Below are 24,021 nucleotides of genomic sequence, written 5' to 3' on the forward strand. Positions count from 1 at the left end.
AGACGCCCCTCCATGATCGCGGGACCGTAGGGTTCACGACCGGACGACGATTTTCGGACGACCGGACGGAGCGCACGGACATGAGGATCGCGGTACTGGGCACGGGCGAGGTCGGCAGACGGCTCGCCACCGCCCTCGCCGGGCTCGGCCACGAGGTCGGGCTCGGCTCCCGCACCGCCGACAACGCAGAGGCGGTGAAGTGGGCCGAGGGCCGCCCGGGCGCGATCCACGGCACCTTCGCCGAGGTCGGCGCCGCCGCCGAGCTGGTCGTCAACGCCACCGGCGGACTGGTATCGCTCGCCGCCCTGGAGGCGGCCGGCGCGGGGAACCTGCGCGGCAAGGTGCTGGTTGACGTCTCGAACCCGCTCGACTTCTCCGGGGGCTTCCCGCCGAAGGTGGTCACCTTCGACGGCCTCAGCCTCGCCGAGCGGATCCAGGCGGAGTTCCCGGAGACCCGCGTGGTGAAGACGCTCAACACCATGACCAACGCGGTGATGGTCGACCCCGGCCGGGTCCCCGGCGAGCACGTCGTCTTCGTCGGCGGTGACGACGCGGACGCCAAGGCCGTCGTCACCGGACTGCTCGGCTCCCTCGGCTGGCCCGCCGCCCGGATCATCGACCTCGGCGACCTGACCAGCGCCCGCGCCACCGAGCAGCTCATGCCGATCTGGCTCCGCCTCCACGGCGTCCTCGGCACCGGCGACTTCAACTTCGCCGTCTGCCGGGCGGCGGACCAGCCCTCCTAGGGCCCTAGGAGGAGGCCCGCGAGCCGATGGGCTCCTCGCGCTCCGCGGCCGGGCGTGCGGCCGTCCCCGCACCGGGGCCGGCCGCGTCCGGCACCGTCAGGGGCTCGATCTCCCGCGACAGGCGGTGCGGCCAGGTGCCGTACCAGAAGAAGGCGACGAGGAAGCCGAAGCCCAGGCAGATCAGGCCGCCCACCGCGTCCAGCCAGAAGTGGTTGGCGGTCGCGACGATCACGACCAGCGTCGCCGCCGGGTAGAGCAGGCCCAGGATCCGCGCCCAGGGCGCCTTGGCCAGGAAGAAGACGGTCAGCCCGCACCACGTCGACCAGCCGATGTGCATCGACGGCATCGCCGCGTACTGGTTCGACATGTGCTTCAGGTCGCCCGAGGCCATCGAGCCCCAGGTGTGGTGCACCAGCACCGTGTCGATGAAGTCCTTGCCCTCCATCAGCCGGGGCGGCGCGAGCGGGTACAGGTAGTAGCCGACCAGGGCCACGGCGGTGGTGGCGAAGAGGACCGTGCGGAACGCGGCGTAACGGCCCGGCTGCCATCGGTACAGCCACACGAGCACACCGATGGTGACGACGAAGTGCAGCGTCGCGTAGTAGTAGTTCATCGTCACGATGAGCCAGGTCACCGAGTTCACGGCGTGGTTGACGGCGTGCTCGAAGGCGAGGCCGAGGGACTCCTCGGTCCGCCAGATCCAGTTCGCGTTCCGCAGCGCCTCGGCCTTCTGCTCCGGCACCGCGTTGCGGATCAGCGAGTACACCCAGTAACTGACCGCGATCAGCAGCAGTTCGAACCAGATGCGCGGCCGCCGAGGGCTGCGCGCACGCAGCCACGCCCACCGGCCGTCGGCCACGATGGGTGACGACGGGGTCGTCCGGTCGTCCAAACTCTTCACGGTCGTTTCACCCATAGGCAGAGAGTTTGCCAGATCCACGCCCCCCGACCGATCATCCCTCGGACGGGTGTGCGGCGCACTCCCTCCGCCCTGAGGACTACGCGGGGGGAGGGGCCGACGCCGTGGAGCCGCGGACGACCAGCTCCGGCATGAAGACGAACTCCGAGTGCGGGGCCGGGGTGCCCCCGACCTCCTCCAGGAGCGCCCGCACCGCCGCCTGCCCCATCGCCTGCACCGGCTGCCGGATGGTGGTCAGCGGCGGATCGGTGAAGGCTATGAGCGGGGAGTCGTCGAAGCCGACGACCGAGACGTCCCGGGGCACGTCCAGACCCAGCTGACGGGCCGCGCGGATCGCACCCAGCGCCATCATGTCGGAGGCGCAGACCACGGCCGTGCACCCCTTGGAGATCAGGGCCGACGCCGCCGCCTGCCCGCCCTCCAGGGTGTACAGGGAGTGCTGGATCAGCTCCTCGGACTGCTCGGCGGTGAGGCCGAGCCGGTCCAGGACGCCCTTCTGGAAGCCCTCTATCTTGCGGAGCACCGGCACGAAGCGCTTCGGTCCGACGGCCAGCCCGATGCGGGTGTGGCCGAGGGCGGCGAGGTGCGTGACCGCCAGCTGCATCGCGGCCCGGTCGTCGGGGGAGACGAAGGGCGCCTGCACCTTGGGGGAGAAGCCGTTGATGAGGACGTACGGGACGCCCTTGCCGCGCAGCTGGTCGTAGCGGGAGGTGTCCGCGGTGGTGTCCGCGTGCAGGCCGGAGACGAAGATGATGCCGGCCACCCCGCGCTCCACCAGCATGTCGGTGAGCTCGTCCTCGGTGGACCCGCCGGGGGTCTGGGTGGCGAGCACCGGGGTGTAGCCCTGCCGGGTCAGCGCCTGTCCGATGACTTGCGCGAGGGCCGGGAAGATGGGGTTGTCCAGTTCGGGGGTGATCAGCCCGACCAGGCCCGCGCTGCGCTGGCGCAGCCGTACCGGGCGCTCGTAGCCGAGCACGTCGAGCGCGGCAAGCACGGATTCACGGGTGGCCGTGGCCACGCCGGGCTTGCCGTTGAGCACGCGGCTGACTGTGGCTTCACTGACCCCCGCCTGGGCTGCGATGTCGGCGAGCCGCGCGGTCATGAGAGTGGACTGTACCGGTCACAGCGCGTATTGCCCACCGGCCCGGGGTGCGCGGCCCTCCGGGAGCCACTTCCGCAAGGTCTTGCAGGTCTTGCAGCTGGGTGCGGGAGGTCATGGAGGCGGACGGACCGGTTCCGTTCGGAGGAGGAGGCGTCGGCCGGGCCCCGCGGGGCGGGATGTTCCGGGCATATGGGCAGAAGTGACCCCTCCGTGTCGCTGTCAAGCGCTTCGGCGGCAACCTTCAGGACACGCGGATGTAACGATCGCCGGTCCTTGCAGAAATTTCACGCAAGGTCTTTCGGCGCGTTTTCATCCCTGTTACGTTCCTGGCAACCCGGAGCGCCGCGAGGGAGCGGTCGCAATGAGGAAGGTTCCAGCCCCTCGTCACCCCGGGATCATGTTGAAGGAGTTCACATGCGGCGTGGCATAGCGGCCACCGCGCTGGTCGCGGCCCTGGGCGTCACCCTGGCGGCGTGCGGCGGGAGCGACAGCGGTTCCAACGGCGGTTCGAAGGGCTCGGGCGAGCTCTCCGGCACCGTGACCTGGTGGGACACCTCCACGGTCGGCTCCGAGGACAAGGTCTTCAAGAAGATCGCCGAGGACTTCACCAAGAAGCACCCGAAGGTCACGGTCAAGTACGTCAACGTGCCCTTCGGCGAGGCGCAGAACAAGTTCAAGAACGCCGCGCAGGCCGGCGCCGGCGCCCCCGACGTGATCCGCTCCGAGGTCGCCTGGACCCCCGACTTCGCCAACCTCGGGTACCTCGCCCCGCTGGACGGCACCGCCGCGCTGAAGGACCAGGACGACTTCCTGGAGCAGGCCTCCGCCTCCACCAAGTACGACGGCAAGACCTACGCCGTGCCGCAGGTCATCGACTCCATGGGCGTCTTCTACAACAAGAAGATCTTCAAGGAGGCCGGCGTCGAGGTCCCGAAGAACATCGCCGAGCTGAAGACCGTCTCCGCCAAGATCAAGGAGAAGACCGGCAAGACCGGCCTGTACCTCCGCGGCGACGACCCGTACTGGTTCCTCTCCTTCCTCTACGGAGAGGGCGGCGACATGGTCGACGCCGACAACAAGACGGTCACCTTCGACAACGCGGCCGGCGTCAAGGCCTTCCAGACCGTCAAGGACCTCGTCGACTCCAAGGCCGCGATCACCGACGCGACCAACGGCTGGGACAACATGCAGTCCGCCTTCAAGGACGGCAAGGTCGCCATGATGATCAACGGCCCGTGGGCCGTGGCCGACACCTACGCCGGCAAGGAGTTCACCGACAAGGCGAACCTCGGCATCGCCCCGGTCCCGGCCGGCTCCGGCGGCCAGGGCGCCCCGCAGGGCGGCCACAACCTCGCGGTCTACGCGGGCTCCAAGAACCTCGACGCCTCCTACGCCTTCGTCGAGTACATGACGTCGGTCGAGAACCAGTCGAAGATCACGAAGGAACTCAGCCTGCTCCCGACCCGCCAGTCCGCGTACCTCGACAAGACGGTCGCGAACAACCCGATGATCGGCTTCTTCAAGCCGGTCGTGGACAAGGCCGTCGAGCGTCCCTGGATCCCGGAGGGCGGCAGCCTCTTCGACCCGATCAAGGTCCAGTACACCAAGGTCCTCACGGGCCAGACCACCCCGGAGACGGGAGCCAAGGCGGTCGGCGACAGCTACCGCAAGCTCCTGAAGGACTGGAAGTAAGAGGAAGGCTGACCGGCTGATGGCTGTGGACACTCCCAGCCAGTCGGTGGTGAAGGCCGCGGGCGACCACGCCCGCGGCCGGAGCCGCGGGACTGGTCCGAAGCGGCGGGCGCCCAAGCGCTCCCTCGCCACCCACTGGTACGCCTGGGCCATGGTGGCCCCGGTGGTGATCGTGATCGCCGTGATCATCGGTTACCCGTTGGGACGCGGCATCTACCTGTCGCTGACCGACGCCAACGAGCGCAACGTCGCGCGGACCATCGGCGTCAACGAGATCCCGGCCACCTACGAGTTCGTCGGCCTGGACAACTACAAGGCCGCCCTCACCGGCAGCCAGTTCCTCTCCACCCTCGGGTGGACGGTCCTGTGGACCGTCTCCTGCGTGACGATCACCTTCGCCCTCGGCCTGGTCTTCGCCAACATCCTCAACCGGAAGTTCGCCGGCCGCTCGGTCTACCGGATGATGCTCATCCTGCCCTGGGCGATCCCCGGCTTCGTCTCCGTCTTCGCCTGGCGCTTCCTCTACGACGAGCGCCGCGGCATGCTCAACCAGATCCTCACCGGCGCGGGCCTCGACGGCGTCCCGTGGCTGAACGACCCCACCTGGGCCAAGTTCGCGGTCATCGCCGTCAACGTCTGGCTCGGCGTGCCCTTCATGATGGTGGCCCTCCTCGGCGGCCTCCAGTCCATCCCCGGCGAGCTGTACGAGGCCGCCGAGATGGACGGCGCCAACGCCTGGCAGCGCTTCCGGAACATCACCCTGCCGGGGCTCCGCTCGGTCTCCACCACCGTGCTGCTGCTCTCCACGATCTGGACCTTCAACATGTTCCCGGTGATCTTCCTCCTCACCGGCGGCGGACCCGGCGACGCGACGCAGATCCTCGTCACCCAGGCGTACCAGTTCTCCTTCCAGATCAGCCCGCGGGACTTCGCCCAGTCGTCCACCTGGGGCGTCCTCATCCTGGTGCTCCTGATGGCCTTCGCCGCGATCTACCGGCGCGTCCTCCGCAAGCAGGGAGAAGTCTGGTGACCACCACGACCCCCACCCCCCAGGCCGTGAACGCCCCGATCCGGGGACGCCGCTCCCCGCTCGCCTCGGTGGCGCTGCACCTCACCCTGATCGTCGCCTCCGTCATCGCCGTCTTCCCGGTGCTGTGGGTCCTGCTGACCTCGCTCAAGCCCGCGAAGTACGCGACCACCACGGACTTCTTCAAGGAGACGACGGTCGAGAACTACACGAACCTGCTGAGGGACACCCCGTTCCTCACCTGGTTCGGGAACTCGCTCCTCGTCGCCGGACTCACCACCGTCGTCGGCGTGTTCATCTCGGCCACCACCGGCTACGCGGTCAGCCGCTTCCGCTTCCCGGGCAAGCGCGGCCTGATGTGGACCCTGCTCATCACGCAGATGTTCCCGGTCGCCGTCCTCATCGTGCCGATCTACAACATCATGGCGTCGCTGGGACTGCTCAACCGGTCGGCCGGCCTGGTCATCACCTACCTGACCATCGCCGTCCCGTTCTGCGCCTGGATGATGAAGGGCTTCTTCGACGGCATCCCGCGCGAGATCGACGAGTCGGGGTACGTCGACGGGCTCACCCCCTTCGGCACCTTCTGGCGGCTCATCCTGCCGCTCGCCAAGCCGGGCATCGCGGTGACCGCGTTCTACTCCTTCATCACCGCCTGGGGCGAGGTGGCCTACGCCTCCGCCTTCATGGTCGGCGACGAGAACATGACGCTCGCCGGCGGTCTCCAGAAGTTCGTCAACCAGTACGGGGCCCAGTGGGGTCCGATGACGGCGGCCTCCGTCCTCATCGCCATCCCCGCCGCCCTGGTGTTCCTCTTCGCCCAGCGCCACCTCGTCACCGGCATGTCCGCCGGTGCGGTGAAGGGCTGACGGCCCTGAGCGCCGAACCCGTACGCCCCTCCTTACCTCCCAGGGAAGACATGACCCAGCACCTCGCCACCGCCGCCGACGCCCCCACCACCGGCACCGACACCGGCTGGTGGAGAGAAGCGGTGATCTACCAGGTCTACCCGCGCAGCTTCGCCGACGGCAACGGCGACGGCATGGGCGACCTGGTGGGCATCCGCAGCCGGCTGCCGTACCTCAAGGAGCTCGGCGTCGACGCCGTGTGGCTCTCCCCCTTCTACGCCTCCCCGCAGGCCGACGCCGGGTACGACGTCGCCGACTACCGGGCCATCGACCCGATGTTCGGCTCGCTGCTCGACGCCGACGCCCTGATCCGCGAGGCCCACGACCTGGGCCTGCGGATCATCGTGGACCTGGTCCCCAACCATTCCTCGGACCAGCACGAGTGGTTCCAGCGCGCCCTGCGCGAGGGCCCCGGCTCCCCGCTGCGCGAGCGCTACCACTTCCGCCCCGGCAAGGGCGAGACCGGCGAACTCCCGCCGAACGACTGGGAGTCCATCTTCGGCGGCCCGGCCTGGACCCGCACCGAGAACCCGGACGGCGCCCCCGGCGAGTGGTACCTCCACCTCTTCGCCCCCGAGCAGCCGGACTTCAACTGGGAGCACCCGGCCGTCCGCGACGAGTTCCGCTCGATCCTGCGCTTCTGGCTCGACATGGGCGTCGACGGCTTCCGCGTCGACGTCGCCCACGGCCTCGTCAAGGCGGCCGGCCTGCCCGACATCGGCGCCCACGACCAGCTCAAGCTGCTCGGCAACGACGTCATGCCCTTCTTCGACCAGGACGGCGTCCACGAGATCTACCGCTCCTGGCGGCAGATCCTCGCCGAGTACGACGGGCAGCGCGTCCTCGTCGCCGAGGCGTGGACCCCGACCGTCGAGCGCACCGCCAACTACGTGCGCCCCGACGAGATGCACCAGGCGTTCAACTTCCAGTACCTGGGCACCCACTGGGACGCGACCGAGCTGCGCACCGTCATCGACGCCTCGCTGGAGGCGATGCGCCCGGTCGGCGCCCCCACCACCTGGGTGCTGTCCAACCACGACGTCACCCGGCACGCCACCCGCTTCGCCAACCCGGCGGGCCTCGGCACCCAGCTGCGCACCGCCGGCGACCGCGAGCTCGGTCTGCGCCGGGCCCGCGCGGCGACCCTGCTGATGCTGGCGCTGCCCGGTTCGGCGTACGTGTACCAGGGCGAGGAGCTGGGCCTCCCGGACGTCACGGACCTGCCCGACGAGGTCCGCCAGGACCCGTCGTTCTGGCGGGCCAGCGGCCAGGACGGCTACCGCGACGGCTGCCGGGTGCCGATCCCGTGGACCGCCGCCGGCTCCTCGTACGGCTTCGGCGACGGCGGCTCCTGGCTGCCGCAGCCCGCGGCCTGGGGCGAGCTGAGCGTCGAGGCGCAGACCGGCGACCCCGGCTCCACCCTGGAGCTGTACCGCAGCGCGCTCGCCGTACGGCGCGAGCGCCCCGAGCTCGGTGCGGGCGAGGGCGTCGAGTGGCTGGAGGCACCCGAGGGTGTGCTCTCCTTCCGCCGCGACGGCTTCGTCTGCACCGCCAACACCACCGGCCGGGCCATCACCGTCCCGCTGCCCGGCCGGTATCTCCTCTCCAACGAGGAGGTCCGCGTGGTGGACGACGAGGCGGAGATCCCCGCCGACACCACCGTCTGGTGGGCGGTGTGACGATCCCCCTGCCGCGGGGCGCCGGGAACGGTGCCCCGCGGCTCGCGGACATCGCGGCCCAGTCCGGGGTCAGCGAGGCCACCGTCAGCCGGGTCCTCAACGGCAAGGCGGGGGTGGCCGGCGCGACCCGGCACAAGGTGCTCGCGGCGCTCGACGTGCTCGGCTACGAGCGTCCCGTCCGGCTCAAACGCCGCAGCGCGGGCCTCGTCGGGCTCGTGGTGCCCGAGCTGACCAACCCGATCTTCCCGGCCTTCGCGCAGGTCGTGGAGCAGGTGCTCGCCGGGCACGGCTACACGCCGGTGCTCTGCACCCAGATGCCCGGCGGCGCCACCGAGGACGAGCTGGTCGACCAGCTCGTCGAGCGCGGGGTGGCCGGCATCGCCTTCCTCTCCGGGCTGCACGCGGACGCCACCGCCGACCCGGGGCGCTACTCCCGGCTGACCGAGCGGGGCGTGCCGTACGTCCTCATCAACGGCTACCACGAGCGGATCGACGCCACCTTCGTCTCGCCGGACGACCGGGCCGCGGCCCGGATGGCGGTGCGGCACCTCGCCGAGCTGGGGCACGAGCGGATCGGCCTGGCCATCGGCCCGACCCGCTACGTGCCCTCGCGCCGCAAGGCGGAGGGCTTCGCCGCCGAGCTGTACGAGTGCCTGGGCGTGGAGCGGGCGGAGGCCGAACGCTTCGTGCGGCCCACCCTGTTCGGCGTCGAGGGCGGACACGCCGCCGCCGAGATCCTGCTCGACGAGGGGTGCACCGGCATCGTCTGCGGTTCCGACCTGATGGCGCTCGGCGTCGTCCGGGCGGCCCGCGCCCGGGGCCTCGACGTGCCCCGGGACGTCTCCGTCGTGGGCTTCGACGACTCCCCGCTGATCGCCTTCACCGATCCGCCGCTGACCACCGTGCGCCAGCCCGTGCAGGCCATGGCGACGGCGGCGGTCGGCGCGCTCCTGGAGGAGATCGAGGGCAATCCGGTGCAGCGCACCGAGTTCGTCTTCCAGCCGGAGCTGGTCGTGCGCGGGTCCACCGCGCAGCCGCCGCAGCCCGCGCGGTGACTCCTCGCGCGATCCCTCACGAGGGGCGTGCCGGAAGTATTGACCGCACGCCTGTACGCCCCTACGGTCGCGGCTGAAAACAGTTGCTGAGATTTTCGGCAACTTCTTGCGAACAGCTCTCGACACGACAGGGACGTCGTCCAGGAGGAAGCATGGCAAGAAAGACCGTGGCCGCTGCACTCGCCCTCGTGGCGGGAGCCGCTGCGGCCGTCACGGTGAACGCCCCGGCCCAGGCCACCCCGCCGGGGACCAAGGACGTCACCGCGGTGATGTTCGAGTGGAACTTCGCCTCGGTGGCCAGGGAGTGCGCCGACCGCCTCGGCCCCGCCGGCTACGGCTACGTGCAGGTCTCCCCGCCCCAGGAGCACCTCCAGGGCGGCCAGTGGTGGACCTCGTACCAGCCCGTCAGCTACAAGATCGCCGGCCGGCTCGGGGACCGCGCCGCCTTCCAGAACATGGTGAACGCCTGCCACGCGGCCGGCGTGAAGGTCATCGCGGACTCGGTCATCAACCACATGGCCAACGGCTCCGGCACGGGAACGGGCGGGACCCCGTTCTCCAAGTACGACTACCCGGGCCTCTACTCCGGCTCCGACATGGACGACTGCCGGTCCTCGATCTCCAACTACCAGGACCGCGCCAACGTCCAGAACTGCGAACTGGTCCAGCTCCCCGACCTCGACACCGGCGAGGACTACGTCCGCGGCAGGATCGCGGGCTACCTCAACGACCTCCTCTCGCTGGGCGTCGACGGCTTCCGCATCGACGCCGCCAAGCACATGCCGGCCGCCGACCTGGCGAACATCAAGTCCCGGCTGACGAACCCGAACGCCTTCTGGAAGCTGGAGGCCATCCACGGCGCCGGAGAGGCCGTCTCCCCGAGCGAGTACCTCGGCAGCGGCGACGTCCAGGAGTTCCGCTACGCCCGCGACCTCAAGCGGGTCCTCCAGAACGAGAAGCTCGCCTACCTGAAGAACTTCGGCGAGGCGTGGGGCTACATGCCCTCCGGCCAGTCCGGCGTCTTCGTCGACAACCACGACACCGAGCGCGGCGGCGACACCCTGTCCTACAAGGACGGCGCGAACTACACCCTCGCCTCCGTCTTCATGCTCGCCTGGCCCTACGGCTCCCCGGACGTCCACTCCGGCTACGAGTGGACCGACAAGGACGCGGGACCGCCCAACGGCGGCCAGGTGAACGCCTGTTACAGCGACGGCTGGAAGTGCCAGCACGCCTGGCGCGAGATCTCCTCCATGGTCGCCTTCCGCAACACCGCCCGCGGCGAGGCCGTCTCGAACTGGTGGGACAACGGCGGCAACGCCATCGCGTTCGGCCGCGGCTCCAAGGCGTACGTGGCGATCAACCACGAGTCCTCCGCGCTGACCCGCACCTTCCAGACCTCCCTGCCGGCCGGCACCTACTGCGACGTCCAGTCGAACAGCCCGGTCACCGTCGCCGCGAACGGCCAGTTCACGGCCACCCTCGCCGCGAACACCGCCCTCGCCCTCCACACGGGCGCCACGAACTGCGGCGGCACCACCGCCCCCACCACGCCCCCCGCCACCGCGGGCGCCTCCTTCAACGTCACCGCCACCACGGTGACGGGCCAGAACATCTACGTCGTCGGCAACCGCGCCGAACTGGGCAACTGGGCCCCCGCCGCCGCCCTCAAGCTCGACCCCGCCGCCTACCCCGTGTGGAAGCTGGCCGTGAACCTGCCCGCCGGCACGGCCTTCGAGTACAAGTACGTCCGCAAGGACGCGGCCGGGAACGTCACCTGGGAGTCCGGCGCCAACCGCACCGCGACCGTCCCGGCCTCCGGCCAGGTCACCCTGAACGACACCTTCCGCAGCTGAACCCCCTCCCTCCGCAGGGCCGCCCCGACCGGGGCGGCCCCCTCTTCCCGTACCTCCAGGGAGCCCCCGTGATACCCAAGAGAACGGCCGTGGCGCTCGCCGCTGCGCTGTGCGCGACCCTCGTGCCCGCCCTTCCCGCGACCGCCGCGCCCCGCCCGCCCGCCCCGCCGTCGGACCGCGCGCTCGCCGCCGAACCCGCCCGCCACGACCTCACCCGCGAGCAGTTCTACTTCGTGCTCCCGGACCGGTTCGCCAACGGCGACACCGCCAACGACAAGGGCGGCCTCACCGGCAGCCGTACCGCCACCGGCTTCGACCCCACCGACAAGGGCTTCTACCAGGGCGGCGACCTCAAGGGCCTCACCCAGCGGCTCGACTACATCAAGGGCCTCGGCACCACCGCCATCTGGATGGCGCCCATCTTCAAGAACAAGCCCGTCCAGGGCGAGGGCAAGGACGCCAGCGCCGGCTACCACGGCTACTGGATCACCGACTTCACCCAGGTCGACCCGCACTTCGGCACCAACGACGACCTCAGGAAGCTCATCAAAGCCGCCCACGCCAAGGGCATGAAGGTCTTCTTCGACGTCATCACCAACCACACCGCCGACACCGTCGACTACGCCGAGAAGAAGTACGGCTACCGCCCCAAGGGCGCCTACCCCTACCTCGACAAGGACGGCCGCCCCTTCGACGACCGCACCGCCGTCGGGAAGGTCGACGCCGACTCCTTCCCGTACACCCCGGTCGAGAAGGAGAACACCAAGGTCCCGGCCTGGCTCAACGACCCGACGATGTACCACAACCGCGGCGACTCGACCTGGCAGGGCGAGAACGCCGAGTACGGCGACTTCGTCGGCCTCGACGACCTGTGGACCGAGCGCCCCGAGGTCGTCGAGGGCATGAAGCGGATCTACGAGACCTGGGTCCGCGACTTCGACATCGACGGCTTCCGCATCGACACCGTCAAGCACGTGAACCTGGACTTCTGGACGCAGTGGGCCACCGCCCTCGACGCGTACGCGAAGAAGCAGGGCCGCGAGGACTTCTTCATGTTCGGCGAGGTCTACTCCGCCGACACCGCCGTCACCGGCCCCTACGTCACCCGCGGCCGGCTCGACGCCACCCTCGACTTCCCCTTCCAGGACGCCGCCCGCGCCTTCGCCTCCCAGGGCTCCGGCGCCGACCGCCTCGCCAAGGTCTTCGCCGAGGACTACCGCTACACCACCGACAAGGCGAACGCCTACGAGCAGGTCACCTTCCTCGGCAACCACGACATGGGCCGCTTCGGGACCTTCCTCAAGCAGGACAATCCGAACGCCTCCGACGCCGAGCTGGTCCGCCGCGCCACCCTCGCCAACGAGCTGATGTTCCTCTCGCGCGGCAACCCGGTGGTCTACGCGGGCGACGAGCAGGGCTTCACCGGCGCCGGCGGCGACAAGGACGCCCGCCAGACCCTCTTCGCCTCCAAGGTCGCCGACTACCTCGACGACGACCAGCTCGGCACCGACCGCACCCACGCCACCGACGCGTACGACACCACGCACCCGCTCTACCGGTCGATCGCCGCCCTGTCGAAGCTCACCCGCGAACACCCCGCCCTGCGCGACGGCGTCCAGCAGGAGCGCTACGCCGAGGGCTCCGTCTACGCCGGCTCCCGCACCGACGCCCGGCAGCGCGTCGAGTACCTGGTCGCCGCCAACAGCTCCACCGAGCCGAAGACCGTGAGCGTCCCGGTCGACTCCGCCTCCTTCCGCACCCTCTACGGCGGTCAGGGCGTCGTCACGGCGAAGGACGGCAAGGCCACCGTCACCGTCCCCGCCCTCTCCACCCTCGTCCTCCGGGCCGACCGGCCCCTCCCCGCCGTCGCCGCGAAGCCCTCCGTCACCCTGAAGGCCCCGGCCGCCGGCGCCACCGGCACCGTCGAACTCACCGCCGACGTCACCGGCGGCGGACTCGACCGCGTCGTCTTCGCCGCCCAGGTCGGCGACGGCCGCTGGCAGACCCTCGGCACCGCCGACCACGCCCCCTACAAGGTCACCCAGCACGTCACCGCACCCGTCGGCACCGCGCTCCGCTACAAGGCCGTCGTCGTCGACCCCGCCGGCCGCACCGCGAGCGCCACCGCCGCCACCACCGCCGGCGCGCCCCCGGCGCCCGAGAAGCCCGTCGCCGTCGAGCGGCCGTACGCGATCGTCCACTACCGGCGCGCGGACGGCGACTACGACGGCTGGACCCTCAAGGCCGCGGGCCAGGAAGCCGCCTTCACCGGCCGAGACGCCCACGGCGCCTTCGCCTGGGTCAAGGTCCCCGAGGGCGCCTCCTCCGTCGCCTACACCGTCGAGAAGGCGGGCACCGCCGACGGCCCGCAGCGCACCGTCCCCCTCGGCCGCACCGGCGAGGTCTGGATCACCCAGGGCCAGGACGGCCAGTCCGAGACCGCCCCGGCTCCGACCGCCCCGGACAGGACCAAGGCCGTCCTCCACTACCAGCGCCCGGACGGGAACTACGACGGCTGGGGCCTCCACCTGTGGACCGGCGCCGCCCAGCCCACCGACTGGTCCAAGCCCCTGCTGCCCGCCCGCTTCGACGCCTACGGCGCCGTCTACGAGGTCCCGCTCGCCGAGGGCGCCACCTCCCTCTCGTACATCCTCCACAACGGCGACCAGAAGGACCTCCCCTCCGACCAGTCCCTCGACCTCGCCGCCCGCGGCAACGAGGTCTGGCTCCTCGGCGGACAGTCCGGCTACCTCCTGCCGACCGTCGGCGGCGCCCCCTCCCTCGACCTCGGCAAGGCCGAGGCGCAGTGGATCGACCGCACCACCGTCGTCTGGAAGGTGAAGGCGAACGACTCCACCAGCCAGCAGCTCGTCCACGCCCCCGAGGGCGGCATCACCGTCACCGACGGCGCCCTCAGCGCCGAGGGCCGGTGGCTCCGGCTCAGCCCCGGCAGCCTCACCGACGCCCAGAAGGCGAAGTTCCCGCACCTCAAGGACTACCCCGCCTTCACCGTCGACCCGCGCGACGCCGACCGGATCCGCGCCTCCCTGCGCGGCCAGCTGATCGCCACCCAGCGGGCCGCCAACGGCGCCCTGCTCGCCGCCACCGGCGTCCAGACCGCCGGCGTCCTCGACGACCTGTACGCCGCGAAGGCCGTGAAGGCCGACCTCGGCCCCGTCTTCCGGGGCGGCCGCCCCACCCTCTCCCTGTGGGCGCCGACCGCGCAGTCCGTCGCCCTGGAGATCGACGGCCGGACCGTGCCCATGCGCCGCGACGACGCCTCCGGCGTCTGGCGGACCACCGGCCCCAAGTCCTGGACCGGCAAGCCGTACCGGTACGTCGTGAAGGTCTGGGCGCCCACCGTGCAGAAGCTCGTCGAGAACCGGGTCACCGACCCCTACTCGACCGCCCTCACCGCCGACTCCGCCCGCAGCCTCGTCGTCGACCTCGCCGACCCGAAGCTCGCCCCGGCCGGCTGGAAGACCCTGCGGAAGCCGGCCGCGGTGCCGCTGCGCGACGCCCAGATCCAGGAACTCCACGTCCGCGACTTCTCCGTCGCCGACCCCACCGCGAAGGACGCCCACCGCGGCACCTTCCTCGCCTTCACCGACAAGGACAGCAAGGGCTCGAAGCACCTCAAGGCCCTCGCCGACTCCGGCACCTCCTACGTCCACCTCCTCCCGGCCTTCGACATCGGCACCGTCCCCGAGAAGAAGTCCGACCGGAAGGAACCCGCCTGCGACCTCAAGGTCTACGCCCCCGACTCCGAGGAGCAGCAGGCCTGCGTCACCGCCGCCGCGGCGAAGGACGCCTACAACTGGGGCTACGACCCGCTGCACTTCACCGTCCCCGAGGGCTCCTACTCCACCGACCCGGACGGCACCCGCCGCACGGTCGAGTTCCGGCAGATGGTCCAGGCGCTGAACGGCGAGGGCCTGCGCACGGTCATGGACGTCGTCTACAACCACACGATCGCGGCCGGACAGTCCGACAAGTCCGTCCTCGACAAGATCGTCCCCGGCTACTACCAGCGCCTCCAGGCCGACGGCTCCGTCGCCACCTCCACCTGCTGCGCCAACACCGCCACCGAGAACGCCATGATGGGCAAGCTCGTCGTGGACTCGATCGTCACCTGGGCGAAGCAGTACAAGGTCGACGGCTTCCGCTTCGACCTCATGGGCCACCACCCGAAGGAGAACATCCTCGCCGTCCGTGCCGCGCTCGACGCCCTGACCGTCGAGAAGGACGGCGTCGACGGCAAGGCGATCGTCCTCTACGGCGAGGGCTGGAACTTCGGCGAGGTCGCCGACGACGCCCGCTTCGTCCAGGCCACCCAGAAGAACATGGCCGGCACCGGCATCGCCACCTTCTCCGACCGGGCCCGCGACGCCGTCCGCGGCGGCGGCCCCTTCGACGAGGACCCCGGCGTCCAGGGCTTCGCCTCCGGCCTCTACACCGACCCCAACGGCTCGCCGGCCAACGGCACCCCGGCCGAGCAGAAGGCCCGCCTCCTGCACTACCAGGACCTCGTCAAGGTCGGCCTGAGCGGCAACCTCGCCTCGTACTCCTTCACCGACACCACCGGGCGCGCGGTCAAGGGCTCCGAGGTCGACTACAACGGCTCCCCGGCCGGCTACGCCGCCGCCCCCGGCGACGCCCTCGCCTACGCCGACGCCCACGACAACGAGTCCCTCTACGACGCCCTGGCCTTCAAGCTGCCCGCCGGCACGTCCCCGGCGGACCGGGCCCGCATGCAGGTCCTCGCCATGGCCACGGCCACCCTCTCCCAGGGCCCGGCGCTCTCCCAGGCCGGCTCCGACCTGCTCCGCTCCAAGTCCCTCGACCGCAACTCCTTCGACAGCGGCGACTGGTACAACTCCATCCAGTGGGACTGCCGCGCGGGCAACGGCTTCGGCCGCGGCCTGCCCCCGGCCGCCGACAACAAGGCCAAGTGGGGCTGGGGCAAGCCGCTCCTGACCAACCCGAACCTGACGGTCGGCTGCGCCGAGATCGACGGCGCCTCCGCCGCCTACCGGGACCTCCAGAAGATCCGCACCACCGAACCGGCCTTCTCCCTGGCCACCGCCGGCCAGGTGCAGTCCGCGCTCTCCTTCCCGCTCTCCGGCGCGGACGAGACGCCGGGCGTGATCACCATGCGCCTCGGTGACCTCGTGGTCGTCTTCAACGCGACCCCGGGCGAGCGGAAGCAGACCGTCCCCGCCCTGGCGGGCACCGGCTACGGCCTGCACCCCGTCCAGGCGAACGGCTCCGACGCCACCGTCAAGTCGGCCTCGTACGAGGCAGGTTCGGGCACCTTCACGGTCCCGGCCCGGACGGTCGCCGTCTTCCGCGCCGCCGGCTGACGTTCCTGACCGGACCACGGGCCCCGGCCGCCACTTGTGCGGCCGGGGCCCGTGCCGTGAAGCTGTGGCCCGACATCCGTACCAGCAGGAGACGCCGTCATGCCGCAGATCACCGTCGACTACTCCGCGCCCCTGGACCGGCGCGGCTTCGCGCTCGCCCTCCACCCGCTCGTGGCGGAGGCCACCGGCGCCCCGCTCTCCGCCTGCGCGACCCGCTTCCGGGAGGTCGAGGAGACCGTCGTCGGCGACGGCGCCACCGAGCGGGCCGTGGTGCACGTCGACATCGTCGTGCGCTTCGGGCGGACCGACGACGACAAGCGCCGCCTCTCGAAGGCCGTGCTCGCCCTGCTGCCCCGCCACCTCAAGACGGCCGAACGGGCGCGCCTCTCGGTCGAGGTCCGCGACTTCGAGAACTCCTACCTGGAGGGCTGAGCCGGTATGCCGGGGGCGAGCGAGAGCAACCGGCCCACCAGCTCCGCGAACGGCCCGTCCGCCGGCTCCGCCGCCAGGATCGCCGCCAGCACCCCCGCCGTCTGCTCGTCGTCGACCGCGCTCACCGCCGTCAGGGCGGCGAAGTCGTGCACCAGCTTCCGCTCCAGCTCCGCGCGCGGCACCCGCCGCCCGTCCAGCCACAGCAGCGCCGTCGACTCCGCGAGCGACACCCAGGACCGCACGACCAGTTCGAGCCGCGGCGAGGGCTCCGCCACCCCGAGGTGGGCGACGATCTGCTCGTACGCGGCCTGCCGCACCTCGTCGATCATCGCGTTGGTCGTCGACGAACCCACCGCGGGGCCGCCCCGCATCAGCGCCGCGAACCCCGGGCCGTGGTCGTCGACGAAGTCGAAGAAGCGGCCCATCACCCGCAGCAGCCGCGCCCCCAGCGGACCCTGCGGCGGCTCCAGGAAACGGGCCGCCAGCTCGTCGGCCGCCCGCCGCAGCGCCGCCTCGTACAGACTCTGCTTGCCGGGGAAGTAGTGGTAGACCAGCGGCCGGGAGATGCCCGCGGCGGCGGCGATCTCGTCGATGGAGACCTCGTCGGGGGAGCGGCTGCCGAAGAGTTCGAGGGCCACCCCGATCAGCTGCTGCTTGCGCTCCTCGACGCCCATCCTGCGCCGTACACCGGTCGTCATACGAACAGCCTAACGGGGTCCGTTACGCTCCTCGTCCATGAGCGCTTCCGACCGTGACACCCCGGCCCCAGAGGCCCCCGAGACGGACGAGCCCGACGAGGTGCTGGAGGAGGAAGAGCAGGACGAGGAGGAAGCGGCGCCCGGCGAGGGCATGACCCCCAAGCAGGCGAGACGGCTGCGCGTGGCGGCCGCCTCGGTCCTGCTCGTGGTGATGGGCGTGATCCTGGTGGTCCGCCTCGCGAGCCGCACCTCCGTGCTGGTCGTCGGCGTCTACGGCCTCGCGATGATCCTCTGCGGCGTCGTCATCGAGCTGTCCCGCAACGGCCGCACCCGGCTGGGCACCTGGCTGCTGGCGGGCGGCCTCGCGGCCGCCCTCGCCCTCGACTGGCTGGTCCTGCCCTGACCCCGGCGGCTACAGGTCCAGGACGAGCTTCCCCCCGGCGCAGCGCGAGACGCAGATCAGCATCGAGCCCGCCCGCTCCGCGTCGGTGAGCAGCTCGTCCCGGTGGTCGACCTCGCCCGCCAGGACGGTCTGCCGGCAGGTGCCGCAGAAGCCCTGCGTGCAGGAGTACATGAGGCCCGGCACCTCCGGGCGCACCGCCTCCAGCACCGACTGGCCGGCGGCGACGGCCACCGTCCGCCCGGAGCGCCGGAGTTCCACCTCGAAGGGGGTGCCGCCGGCCGGGGCGAGCGCCGAGAAGCGCTCCAGGCGCGGGGTGCGTCCCTCCGGCAGCGCGGCGGACACGGCGTCCATCAGCCCGTCGGGACCGCAGCAGTAGACGAGCGTCTCGGCGGGCGTCTGCGCCAGGAACGACAGGTCCGGATACCCGGACTCGTCCTCCGCGACGACCGTCACGCGGTCCCCGCCGAGCCGGACGAGGTCCGCCAGGTACGGGATGGTGGCGCGGGACCGGCCGCAGAGGACCAGCCGCCAGTCCGCGCCCGCCGCCTCGGCGGCCCGCACCATCGGCAGGACCGGCGTGATCCCGATGCCGCCGGCGACGAAGACGTACGCGGGGGCGGCGAGCAGCGGGAAGCGGTTGCGGGGCCCCCGGATCTCGATCTCGATGCCCTCGTGGAGCTGCTCGTGGACCTCGCGCGAGCCGCCCCGGCCGCCCCGCTCCTCCTCGACGAGCCGGGCCGCGATCCGGTAGACGTCCGGCTGCCCGGGGTCGCCGCAGAGCGAGTACTGCCGGACCTGGCCGGAGGGGAGGACGACGTCGATGTGGGCGCCGGGCTCCCAGGACGGCAGGCGCTCGCCCTCCAGGCGCAGTTCGACGACGCCCTCGGCGGGGACGGACCGGCCGGTGACGAGCACCCGGCGCGGGACGGTCGCGCCGCGGCCGTAGCCGGACACCGGGGTCTCCAGGGACGGCATCGGCCACAGCGGCGCGCTCGTCATCCGGGAGCGGACCGCCCGGCGGACCAGGAGCGCGGCGCCCGCGACGAGGGCGACGGTGGCGAACCGGGGCATCAGCGGCCTCCGTTGGCGCCGGGGGAGGCGGCGAGGTAGGCCACGGCCTGCGCGGTGTCGCCCTCCTGGGAGGGGTGGTAGGCGCGGCTCAGGTAGCGGGGGATGGAGCGCAGCACGGCCGGGGTGGCGGGCAGCACGCCCTCGCGGCCCTTGCGGTAGAAGTCCGCCCAGGACGCCTTGGGGTCGAGCAGGCTGGGGTCGTTCTCCAGGAAGAAGCGGACCCCGCGCTGCCAGAGGAAGACCAGCGCGCCGAAGGCGAGCGCCCAGGTGCGGGCGCGGCGCCGGTAGCCGCCGTCGAGGTGCATGAAGAGCTCGAAGGCCACCGCCCGGTGCTCGACCTCCTCGGCGCCGTGCCAGCGCAGCAGGTCCATCATCATCGGGTCGGCGCCCCGCCGGTCCAGTTCCTCGGCGTTGAGCACCCAGTCGCCGAGGAAGGCGGTGTAGTGCTCGATCGCGGCGATCAGCGCGACCCGCTCCATCAGCCACCAGCGGCGGGCCCGGCCCGGCGGCAGCGTCCGGTCGCCGAGCAGCTTCTCGAAGAACCAGTCGACCTGCGCGGTGTACGGCGTCGGGTCGAGGCCCTGCGCGCGCAGGTGCGGCAGGACGTCGTCGTGCGCCTGGGAGTGCACGGCCTCCTGGCCGATGAAGCCGATGACGTCCTCGCGCAGCCGGTCGTCGGTGATGTACGGCAGCGCCTGCTGGTAGACGTGCACGAACCACCGTTCCCCGGCGGGGAGCAGCAGGTGCAGCACGTTGATCGTGTGTGTGGTGAAGGGGTCGCCGGGTACCCAGTGGAGCGGGGTCTCCTGCCAGTCGAAGGCCACCTTGCGGGCCTTGAGCTCGACGTGTTCCGACGCCACCGGAGCAGGCTGCGTATTAGACATGCCGTCAATGTACTGAGGAGTAAGCACGGCGAACAGAGCCCTGCACGGGCTTTTTCACCCCGCGCGGGAGAGACCGGGGGCGGTGCGGCGGCGACCCGGGGGACCGCCCCGGGCCGCCCCCGGGGCCTTCACCGCAGGGCGGGCATCCGGCGGCCGTCCTCCAGGGTGGCGCTCAGCTCCGCGCGGGTGCCCGCCGCCGCCTTCGCGGCCAGGGCGGGACCGTCCGCGCGGGCCGTCACCGCGCCCGTCACCGCCACCGACGCCACGTCGGGACCGCCCGCCGCCAGCACGTACCAGCCGCCGCCCGGCGCCTGCCACAGCGCGCCCGCCAGCACCCTCGGCTCCCGCACCCCGCACGCCGGGGCGTCCTGGGCACGGGCGGCGAGCGCGGCCGGCGCCTTCCGGTCCGGCGGCAGGAACTGCGCGAGCACCCGGGGGCCCGTGCCCCGCCAGGTCTCCGCCCGGGTGCACACCCAGGCCGCCCGCCCCGCCCCCTCCGGCAGCGTCTGCCGGGCGAACCGCCAGGCCCGCACCGACCGCACCCCCTGCCCGAGGACCGTCGACATCTGACAGGCCGTCCGCGCCCACACCGCCCGCGCCTCGCGGCCCGTCGCGTCCACCGGCGCCCCGGGCGGACCCCACAGCAGCCGGGCGGGCAGCAGCTCGCCGAGGTCGCCCAGGACCCGGCTGCCGGAGTCGTCCTCCAGCTGGAGGGTGTTCCACCGCTCGCACTCCCTCGCGAGCGCGGGGCTGGGCACGGCGTCGGTCACCCCGTGCGCGTCCCGCCCCAGCGCCCACGGCTCCTTCCCGGGCATCAGCAGGTCCCGTACGGAGGCGCCGGTCACCCAGGGCGCGGTGAGGTAGCGCACGTTGCCGTCCGCGCGGGACACGACGACGGCCTCCGCCTCGGGGCCCTCCGCCGCGTCCGCGCGGGCGAAGTCCAGCGCCGCGCCCGCGGTGCCCGCCACCGGCTCGGCGTACCGCACGACCCGCAGCCCGTCGTGGAGGAGCACCACCCTGGTCCCGTCCACCCGCCCCGCGAAGAGGAGCTGGGGCGGCCCCATCGGCGGCCCGACCGGAGTCCCCGGCGTCGCCGAGGACTCCACCGCCCCGCCGGGCCGCGCCCACACCGCCAGCGCCCGCCGCAGCAGCGCCGCGTCCCCCACGAGGTCCCCGCGCGCGGGCCACACCGAGAAGTCCCGCCGCACCGCCCCCGGCCACACGGCCGGCCCGACCCGCTTCACCGCGGCCGGGTCGAGCGCGGCCTCGGCGGCGGGGTTGCGGGCGTAACTGGGCGCCGCAGCACCGTTTCTGCCCCAGCCGTCGCCGGGCAGCCCGAGCAGCGTCCCGCACACCAGCAGCGCCGCCGCGCCCACCAGCACCGCCCGTCCGTGCTGCCGCCGGCGCAGCAGGTCGCCGGGCCGCGCCTGGAGGGTGCACGGGTCGAACTCCGCCGATTCGAGCAGCGAGGCACCACTGAGCCGCCGCCCGGCGGGACCGCCGTCCGGGGCTGCTTCCGGGGGCGGGCCCGTGCCCGCGTTCGCGCCCGTGTCCCCGATCGCTCCCCCGGTCGCTTCCGCGGTCGCTTCCGGCGGCGGGGGAGCGGTGGCGTGACGGCTCCGGCCGGGGCCGGCCTGCTCCGCCACCCGCTCGGGGCGCTCGCCGCCGCGCGGGGCCCGCGCCTCCTCCCGCGCCTCCGGGTCCTCCCCTTCCGGCCCGTCCTCCAGGCCGGCCAGCTCGGCGAGGGCGGACTCCGGGTCCTCGGCCCCCACCGAGGCGAGCACCCGCAGGACCTCCGCGTCGCCCTGCCGCTCCAGGCCGCGCAGCACGTACGCGGCGCGGGCCGGGCCGGAGAGGCGGGAGAGCAGCTGGTCCAGGGCGAGTTCGTCCGCCCCGCCGGCCCGGGGGTAGAGCCTCAGCCCCCACACCTGCGGCAGCAGCGGCGGCAGTTGCGCGCGCCGCGGCACCGCGAGTCGCCGCAGCGGCCGGCCGGCCACCAGCGCCTGCCGCAGCACCTCGCCCCGTACGTACGCGTACCCGGGGTCCACCGCGTCCTCGGGCCGCCGGGGTTCGGGCACGGCGGGCCCCGGCACCCGGCGGCGCGGCAGCGCCCGCTGGACCAGCGCGTGCGCGGTCAGCACCCGCCGGCTGCGGCCCATCGTCGGCGGCAGGACCAGATAGGCGATGCGCACGAGGCGCGGATAGCGCTCGACGAGGGCGGCCTCGGCCTGCTCGACGTCGACGGGGCCCACGGGCGAGGGAACGAGATCCTGGGTGCTCACGTTCAGCAGAACGAGCGATTCTTCCGATGGTCACCCCGGCGGGGATCCGGCGGGGGCCCGGCGAGGTGCCACGCGGGCGCCGTGCGGTGCGCGGTGAGGCGTGCCGTACGGGGCGTGGTCCGGTGTGCCGTGCGGGTCCTTCCCCGGCCGCGCCTCAGGCCGCGTACACCGTCAGCCGCTCCCTGACCAGGTCGGCGAGGTCGTCCGGGACGCCGAGGCCGTCGCGCACGTACGCCTCCATCGACCCGTGCCGGTCCGCGACCTCCTCCAGCGCCGCGTCCAGGTACTCCGGGAGCACCCCGACCATCGCGAGCACCAGATCGGGGTCGCCGCCCTGGGTGACGAAACCCTCGATCATCGGCGCGAACGCCTGCCGCACCGCCGGGTTCACCGCCAGGTACTCCTCCCGTACGGTCGTCTCGTCCGCCCCGAGCAGCGAGAGCAGCACCGTCGCCGCCCAGCCCGTGCGGTCCTTGCCCGCCGTGCAGTGGAAGAGCAGCGGCCCCGCGCCCGGCGTGCCCAGCTCGGCCAGGAGCGCCCGGTAGGAGGCGCGGGCCGAGTCGCTGGTGACGAAGGCGCGGTAGGTGCGCCGCATCGCCTCGTGGATCCGGCCGCCGCCGAGGTGCTGCTCGGCGAGGGCCGGATCGGCGAGGAGCGTCTTGAGCCGCGCGGCCGGCGGGAGCCCGCTCGCCGCCAGGTGGTCGGCGAGCACGTCCGCCACGAGCACCCGCGTCCCGTCCGGGAGCAGGTCGGGCCGCTCCGTCCGCTCGGCCTCGGTCCGCAGGTCGACGACGGTGCGCAGGCCGAGCCCGGACACGAGCGCCTCCGCCGGGTCCAGCCGGTCGAGCTGCCCGGAGCGCAGCACCAGGCCGGAGCGCACGGACCGCCCGCCGCCCAGCGGCAGGCCGCCGAGGTCCCGGAGGTTGGCCACGGAGACGGCGGGTATCGCGGGCATGGGGTCGGGCTCCTCCCGTCGTGCGGTTCTCCCCCGACCGTATGCGCCCCCGGTCCGCTCGGCACCACGAGCCGGGCCCCCTCCGGGACCCGGTCACGGAAGGTACTTGTAGCCGACCCGTCGCACGGTCTGGATCGCGTGGCGGTGCTCGGCGCCCAGCTTGCGCCGCAGCCGGGCCACGTGGACGTCGACGGTGCGGCCGTCGCCCACGTGCCCGTAGCCCCACACCGTCTGCACCAGCTGGTCGCGGGTGTGCACCCGGTGCGGGTGGGCCACGAGGTGGGCCAGCAGCTCGAACTCCAGGTACGTCAGGTCGAGCGCCCGCCCGTCGACGGTCGCGATCCGCCGCTCGCCGTCGATGCCGACGGGCCCCTCGGCGACGACCGGGCCGTCGGCCGGTCCCGCGGCGGGGGAGGGGACGGGGGAGGGCGGGGCGAGGGGCGAGGGCAGCGGTACGGGCGGATGCTCCTCGGCGGGCAGCAGCACCAGGTATCCGACCATCGGCGGGCGGCCCGGCAGCGTGGGCAGCGCGTGCGGCGGGGCCGGCAGGAGCGTGGCGCCCGGCGGCAGGAAGTCGGCGACCCGGGCGAGGCCCGCGATCTCGTCGCGGGCGACGGCGCGCAGCCGGGGACGCTGGTGGGGAGCGGCGAACGGGGTGGCGGCGGTCTGGGTGTGGGCCATGGGAGGTCAGCTCTTTCGCGCGAGTGGACGGACGGACGGGCGTCGAACGTCATGCGCGTCGGCCGAAGGCCGGGGGACCGGACACGTCTCCGGTCGAGGCTTTAGAGGGCCGACGCGTTCCCCACGCGCCGACAGCACCGATCGAAGTCGTGGTGCTGGCGGGAAGGCCAGAAGGGCTCGAGGTCGGGGCGACCCGTCGCGGTGTCCTTCTTCATGCTGGCCATATCCCTATTAAAGCAGGAGGGAACGGCTCCGGGCAGCCATCGTC

General features: G+C 72.5%; 18 protein-coding genes. 10 read left to right on the top strand and 8 right to left on the bottom strand.

The annotated features are described in order from the left end of the window. The first annotated feature begins 80 nt into the window (after positions 1–80). A complete protein-coding gene (locus tag IE326_RS28420) occupies positions 81–746 on the top strand; it encodes an NADPH-dependent F420 reductase (protein ID WP_190043707.1) in 666 nt (221 codons plus the stop codon). Positions 747–750: 4 nt separating this feature from the next. Here the strand turns inward: IE326_RS28420 and IE326_RS28425 are convergent, their stop codons facing one another. Then, positions 751–1,662 carry a phosphatase PAP2 family protein gene (locus tag IE326_RS28425; RefSeq protein ID WP_190043708.1) on the bottom strand — a complete coding sequence of 304 codons (912 nt, stop codon included), beginning with the start codon at positions 1,660–1,662 and terminating at the stop codon, positions 751–753. 82 nt (positions 1,663–1,744) lie between these two features. Further along, positions 1,745–2,767 (bottom strand): LacI family DNA-binding transcriptional regulator, encoded by a 1,023-nt coding sequence (locus IE326_RS28430; protein WP_150227844.1) that lies wholly within the window; start codon positions 2,765–2,767, stop codon positions 1,745–1,747. Between the two features lie 414 nt (positions 2,768–3,181). On the opposite strand from IE326_RS28430, the gene IE326_RS28435 reads away from it, so the two are divergent. From IE326_RS28435 to IE326_RS28470, 8 genes are all read left to right on the top strand, one after another. Beyond that, positions 3,182–4,459: an extracellular solute-binding protein gene (locus IE326_RS28435; protein ID WP_150227843.1), complete on the top strand. Its 1,278-nt coding sequence runs from the start codon at positions 3,182–3,184 to the stop codon at positions 4,457–4,459. A gap of 19 nt (positions 4,460–4,478) precedes the next feature. Continuing rightward, positions 4,479–5,489, top strand: coding sequence for a carbohydrate ABC transporter permease (locus IE326_RS28440; protein WP_030755209.1), 1,011 nt, complete (start codon positions 4,479–4,481; stop codon positions 5,487–5,489). Beyond that, positions 5,483–6,355 carry a sugar ABC transporter permease gene (locus IE326_RS28445; RefSeq protein WP_373310349.1) on the top strand — a complete coding sequence of 291 codons (873 nt, stop codon included), beginning with the start codon at positions 5,483–5,485 and terminating at the stop codon, positions 6,353–6,355. The genes IE326_RS28440 and IE326_RS28445 overlap by 7 nt, the downstream gene beginning before the upstream one ends. A 50-nt stretch (positions 6,356–6,405) precedes the next feature. Beyond that, positions 6,406–8,073, top strand: a complete 1,668-nt coding sequence (locus tag IE326_RS28450; protein ID WP_190043709.1) for a glycoside hydrolase family 13 protein — start codon at positions 6,406–6,408, stop codon at positions 8,071–8,073. Continuing rightward, positions 8,061–9,128, top strand: coding sequence for a LacI family DNA-binding transcriptional regulator (locus IE326_RS28455; RefSeq protein WP_150227840.1), 1,068 nt, complete (start codon positions 8,061–8,063; stop codon positions 9,126–9,128). Before IE326_RS28450 ends, IE326_RS28455 begins: the two co-directional genes overlap by 13 nt. Positions 9,129–9,280: 152 nt before the next feature. Then, on the top strand, positions 9,281–10,984 hold the full coding sequence (locus IE326_RS28460; protein WP_190043710.1) for a carbohydrate-binding module family 20 domain-containing protein: 1,704 nt from the start codon (positions 9,281–9,283) through the stop codon (positions 10,982–10,984). 68 nt (positions 10,985–11,052) lie between these two features. Beyond that, positions 11,053–16,347: a pullulanase-type alpha-1,6-glucosidase gene (gene pulA / locus IE326_RS28465; protein WP_190043711.1), complete on the top strand. Its 5,295-nt coding sequence runs from the start codon at positions 11,053–11,055 to the stop codon at positions 16,345–16,347. 99 nt (positions 16,348–16,446) lie between these two features. Beyond that, positions 16,447–16,779 carry a 5-carboxymethyl-2-hydroxymuconate Delta-isomerase gene (locus tag IE326_RS28470; RefSeq protein WP_190043712.1) on the top strand — a complete coding sequence of 111 codons (333 nt, stop codon included), beginning with the start codon at positions 16,447–16,449 and terminating at the stop codon, positions 16,777–16,779. On the opposite strand, the gene IE326_RS28475 is transcribed toward IE326_RS28470, so the two are convergent. Further along, a complete protein-coding gene (locus IE326_RS28475; RefSeq protein ID WP_150227836.1) occupies positions 16,764–17,477 on the bottom strand; it encodes a TetR/AcrR family transcriptional regulator in 714 nt (237 codons plus the stop codon). The two genes, IE326_RS28470 and IE326_RS28475, sit on opposite strands and share 16 nt — an antisense overlap. Before the next feature lie 37 nt (positions 17,478–17,514). On the opposite strand from IE326_RS28475, the gene IE326_RS28480 reads away from it, so the two are divergent. Then, on the top strand, positions 17,515–17,880 hold the full coding sequence (locus IE326_RS28480; protein WP_150227835.1) for a hypothetical protein: 366 nt from the start codon (positions 17,515–17,517) through the stop codon (positions 17,878–17,880). 9 nt (positions 17,881–17,889) lie between these two features. On the opposite strand, the gene IE326_RS28485 is transcribed toward IE326_RS28480, so the two are convergent. From IE326_RS28485 to IE326_RS28505, 5 genes are all read right to left on the bottom strand, one after another. After that, positions 17,890–18,951: a PDR/VanB family oxidoreductase gene (locus tag IE326_RS28485; protein ID WP_190043713.1), complete on the bottom strand. Its 1,062-nt coding sequence runs from the start codon at positions 18,949–18,951 to the stop codon at positions 17,890–17,892. Further along, the gene (locus IE326_RS28490; protein WP_150227833.1) at positions 18,951–19,835 is read right to left on the bottom strand and encodes a metal-dependent hydrolase; all 885 of its coding nucleotides are present in this window, start codon (positions 19,833–19,835) and stop codon (positions 18,951–18,953) included. Before IE326_RS28490 ends, IE326_RS28485 begins: the two co-directional genes overlap by 1 nt. 128 nt (positions 19,836–19,963) lie before the next feature. Next, a complete protein-coding gene (locus IE326_RS28495; RefSeq protein ID WP_229915722.1) occupies positions 19,964–22,117 on the bottom strand; it encodes a hypothetical protein in 2,154 nt (717 codons plus the stop codon). A 154-nt stretch (positions 22,118–22,271) separates the two neighbouring features. After that, complete coding sequence (locus IE326_RS28500) at positions 22,272–23,072, bottom strand: tyrosine-protein phosphatase (protein WP_150227831.1); 801 nt, start codon at positions 23,070–23,072, stop codon at positions 22,272–22,274. Between the two features lie 93 nt (positions 23,073–23,165). After that, positions 23,166–23,753 (bottom strand): winged helix-turn-helix domain-containing protein, encoded by a 588-nt coding sequence (locus IE326_RS28505; RefSeq protein WP_190043714.1) that lies wholly within the window; start codon positions 23,751–23,753, stop codon positions 23,166–23,168. Positions 23,754–24,021 lie beyond the last annotated feature (268 nt).

It is taken from the genome of Streptomyces filamentosus (assembly GCF_014654895.1).
In the GTDB taxonomy this organism is placed as follows: Bacteria; Actinomycetota; Actinomycetes; order Streptomycetales; family Streptomycetaceae; genus Streptomyces; species Streptomyces filamentosus.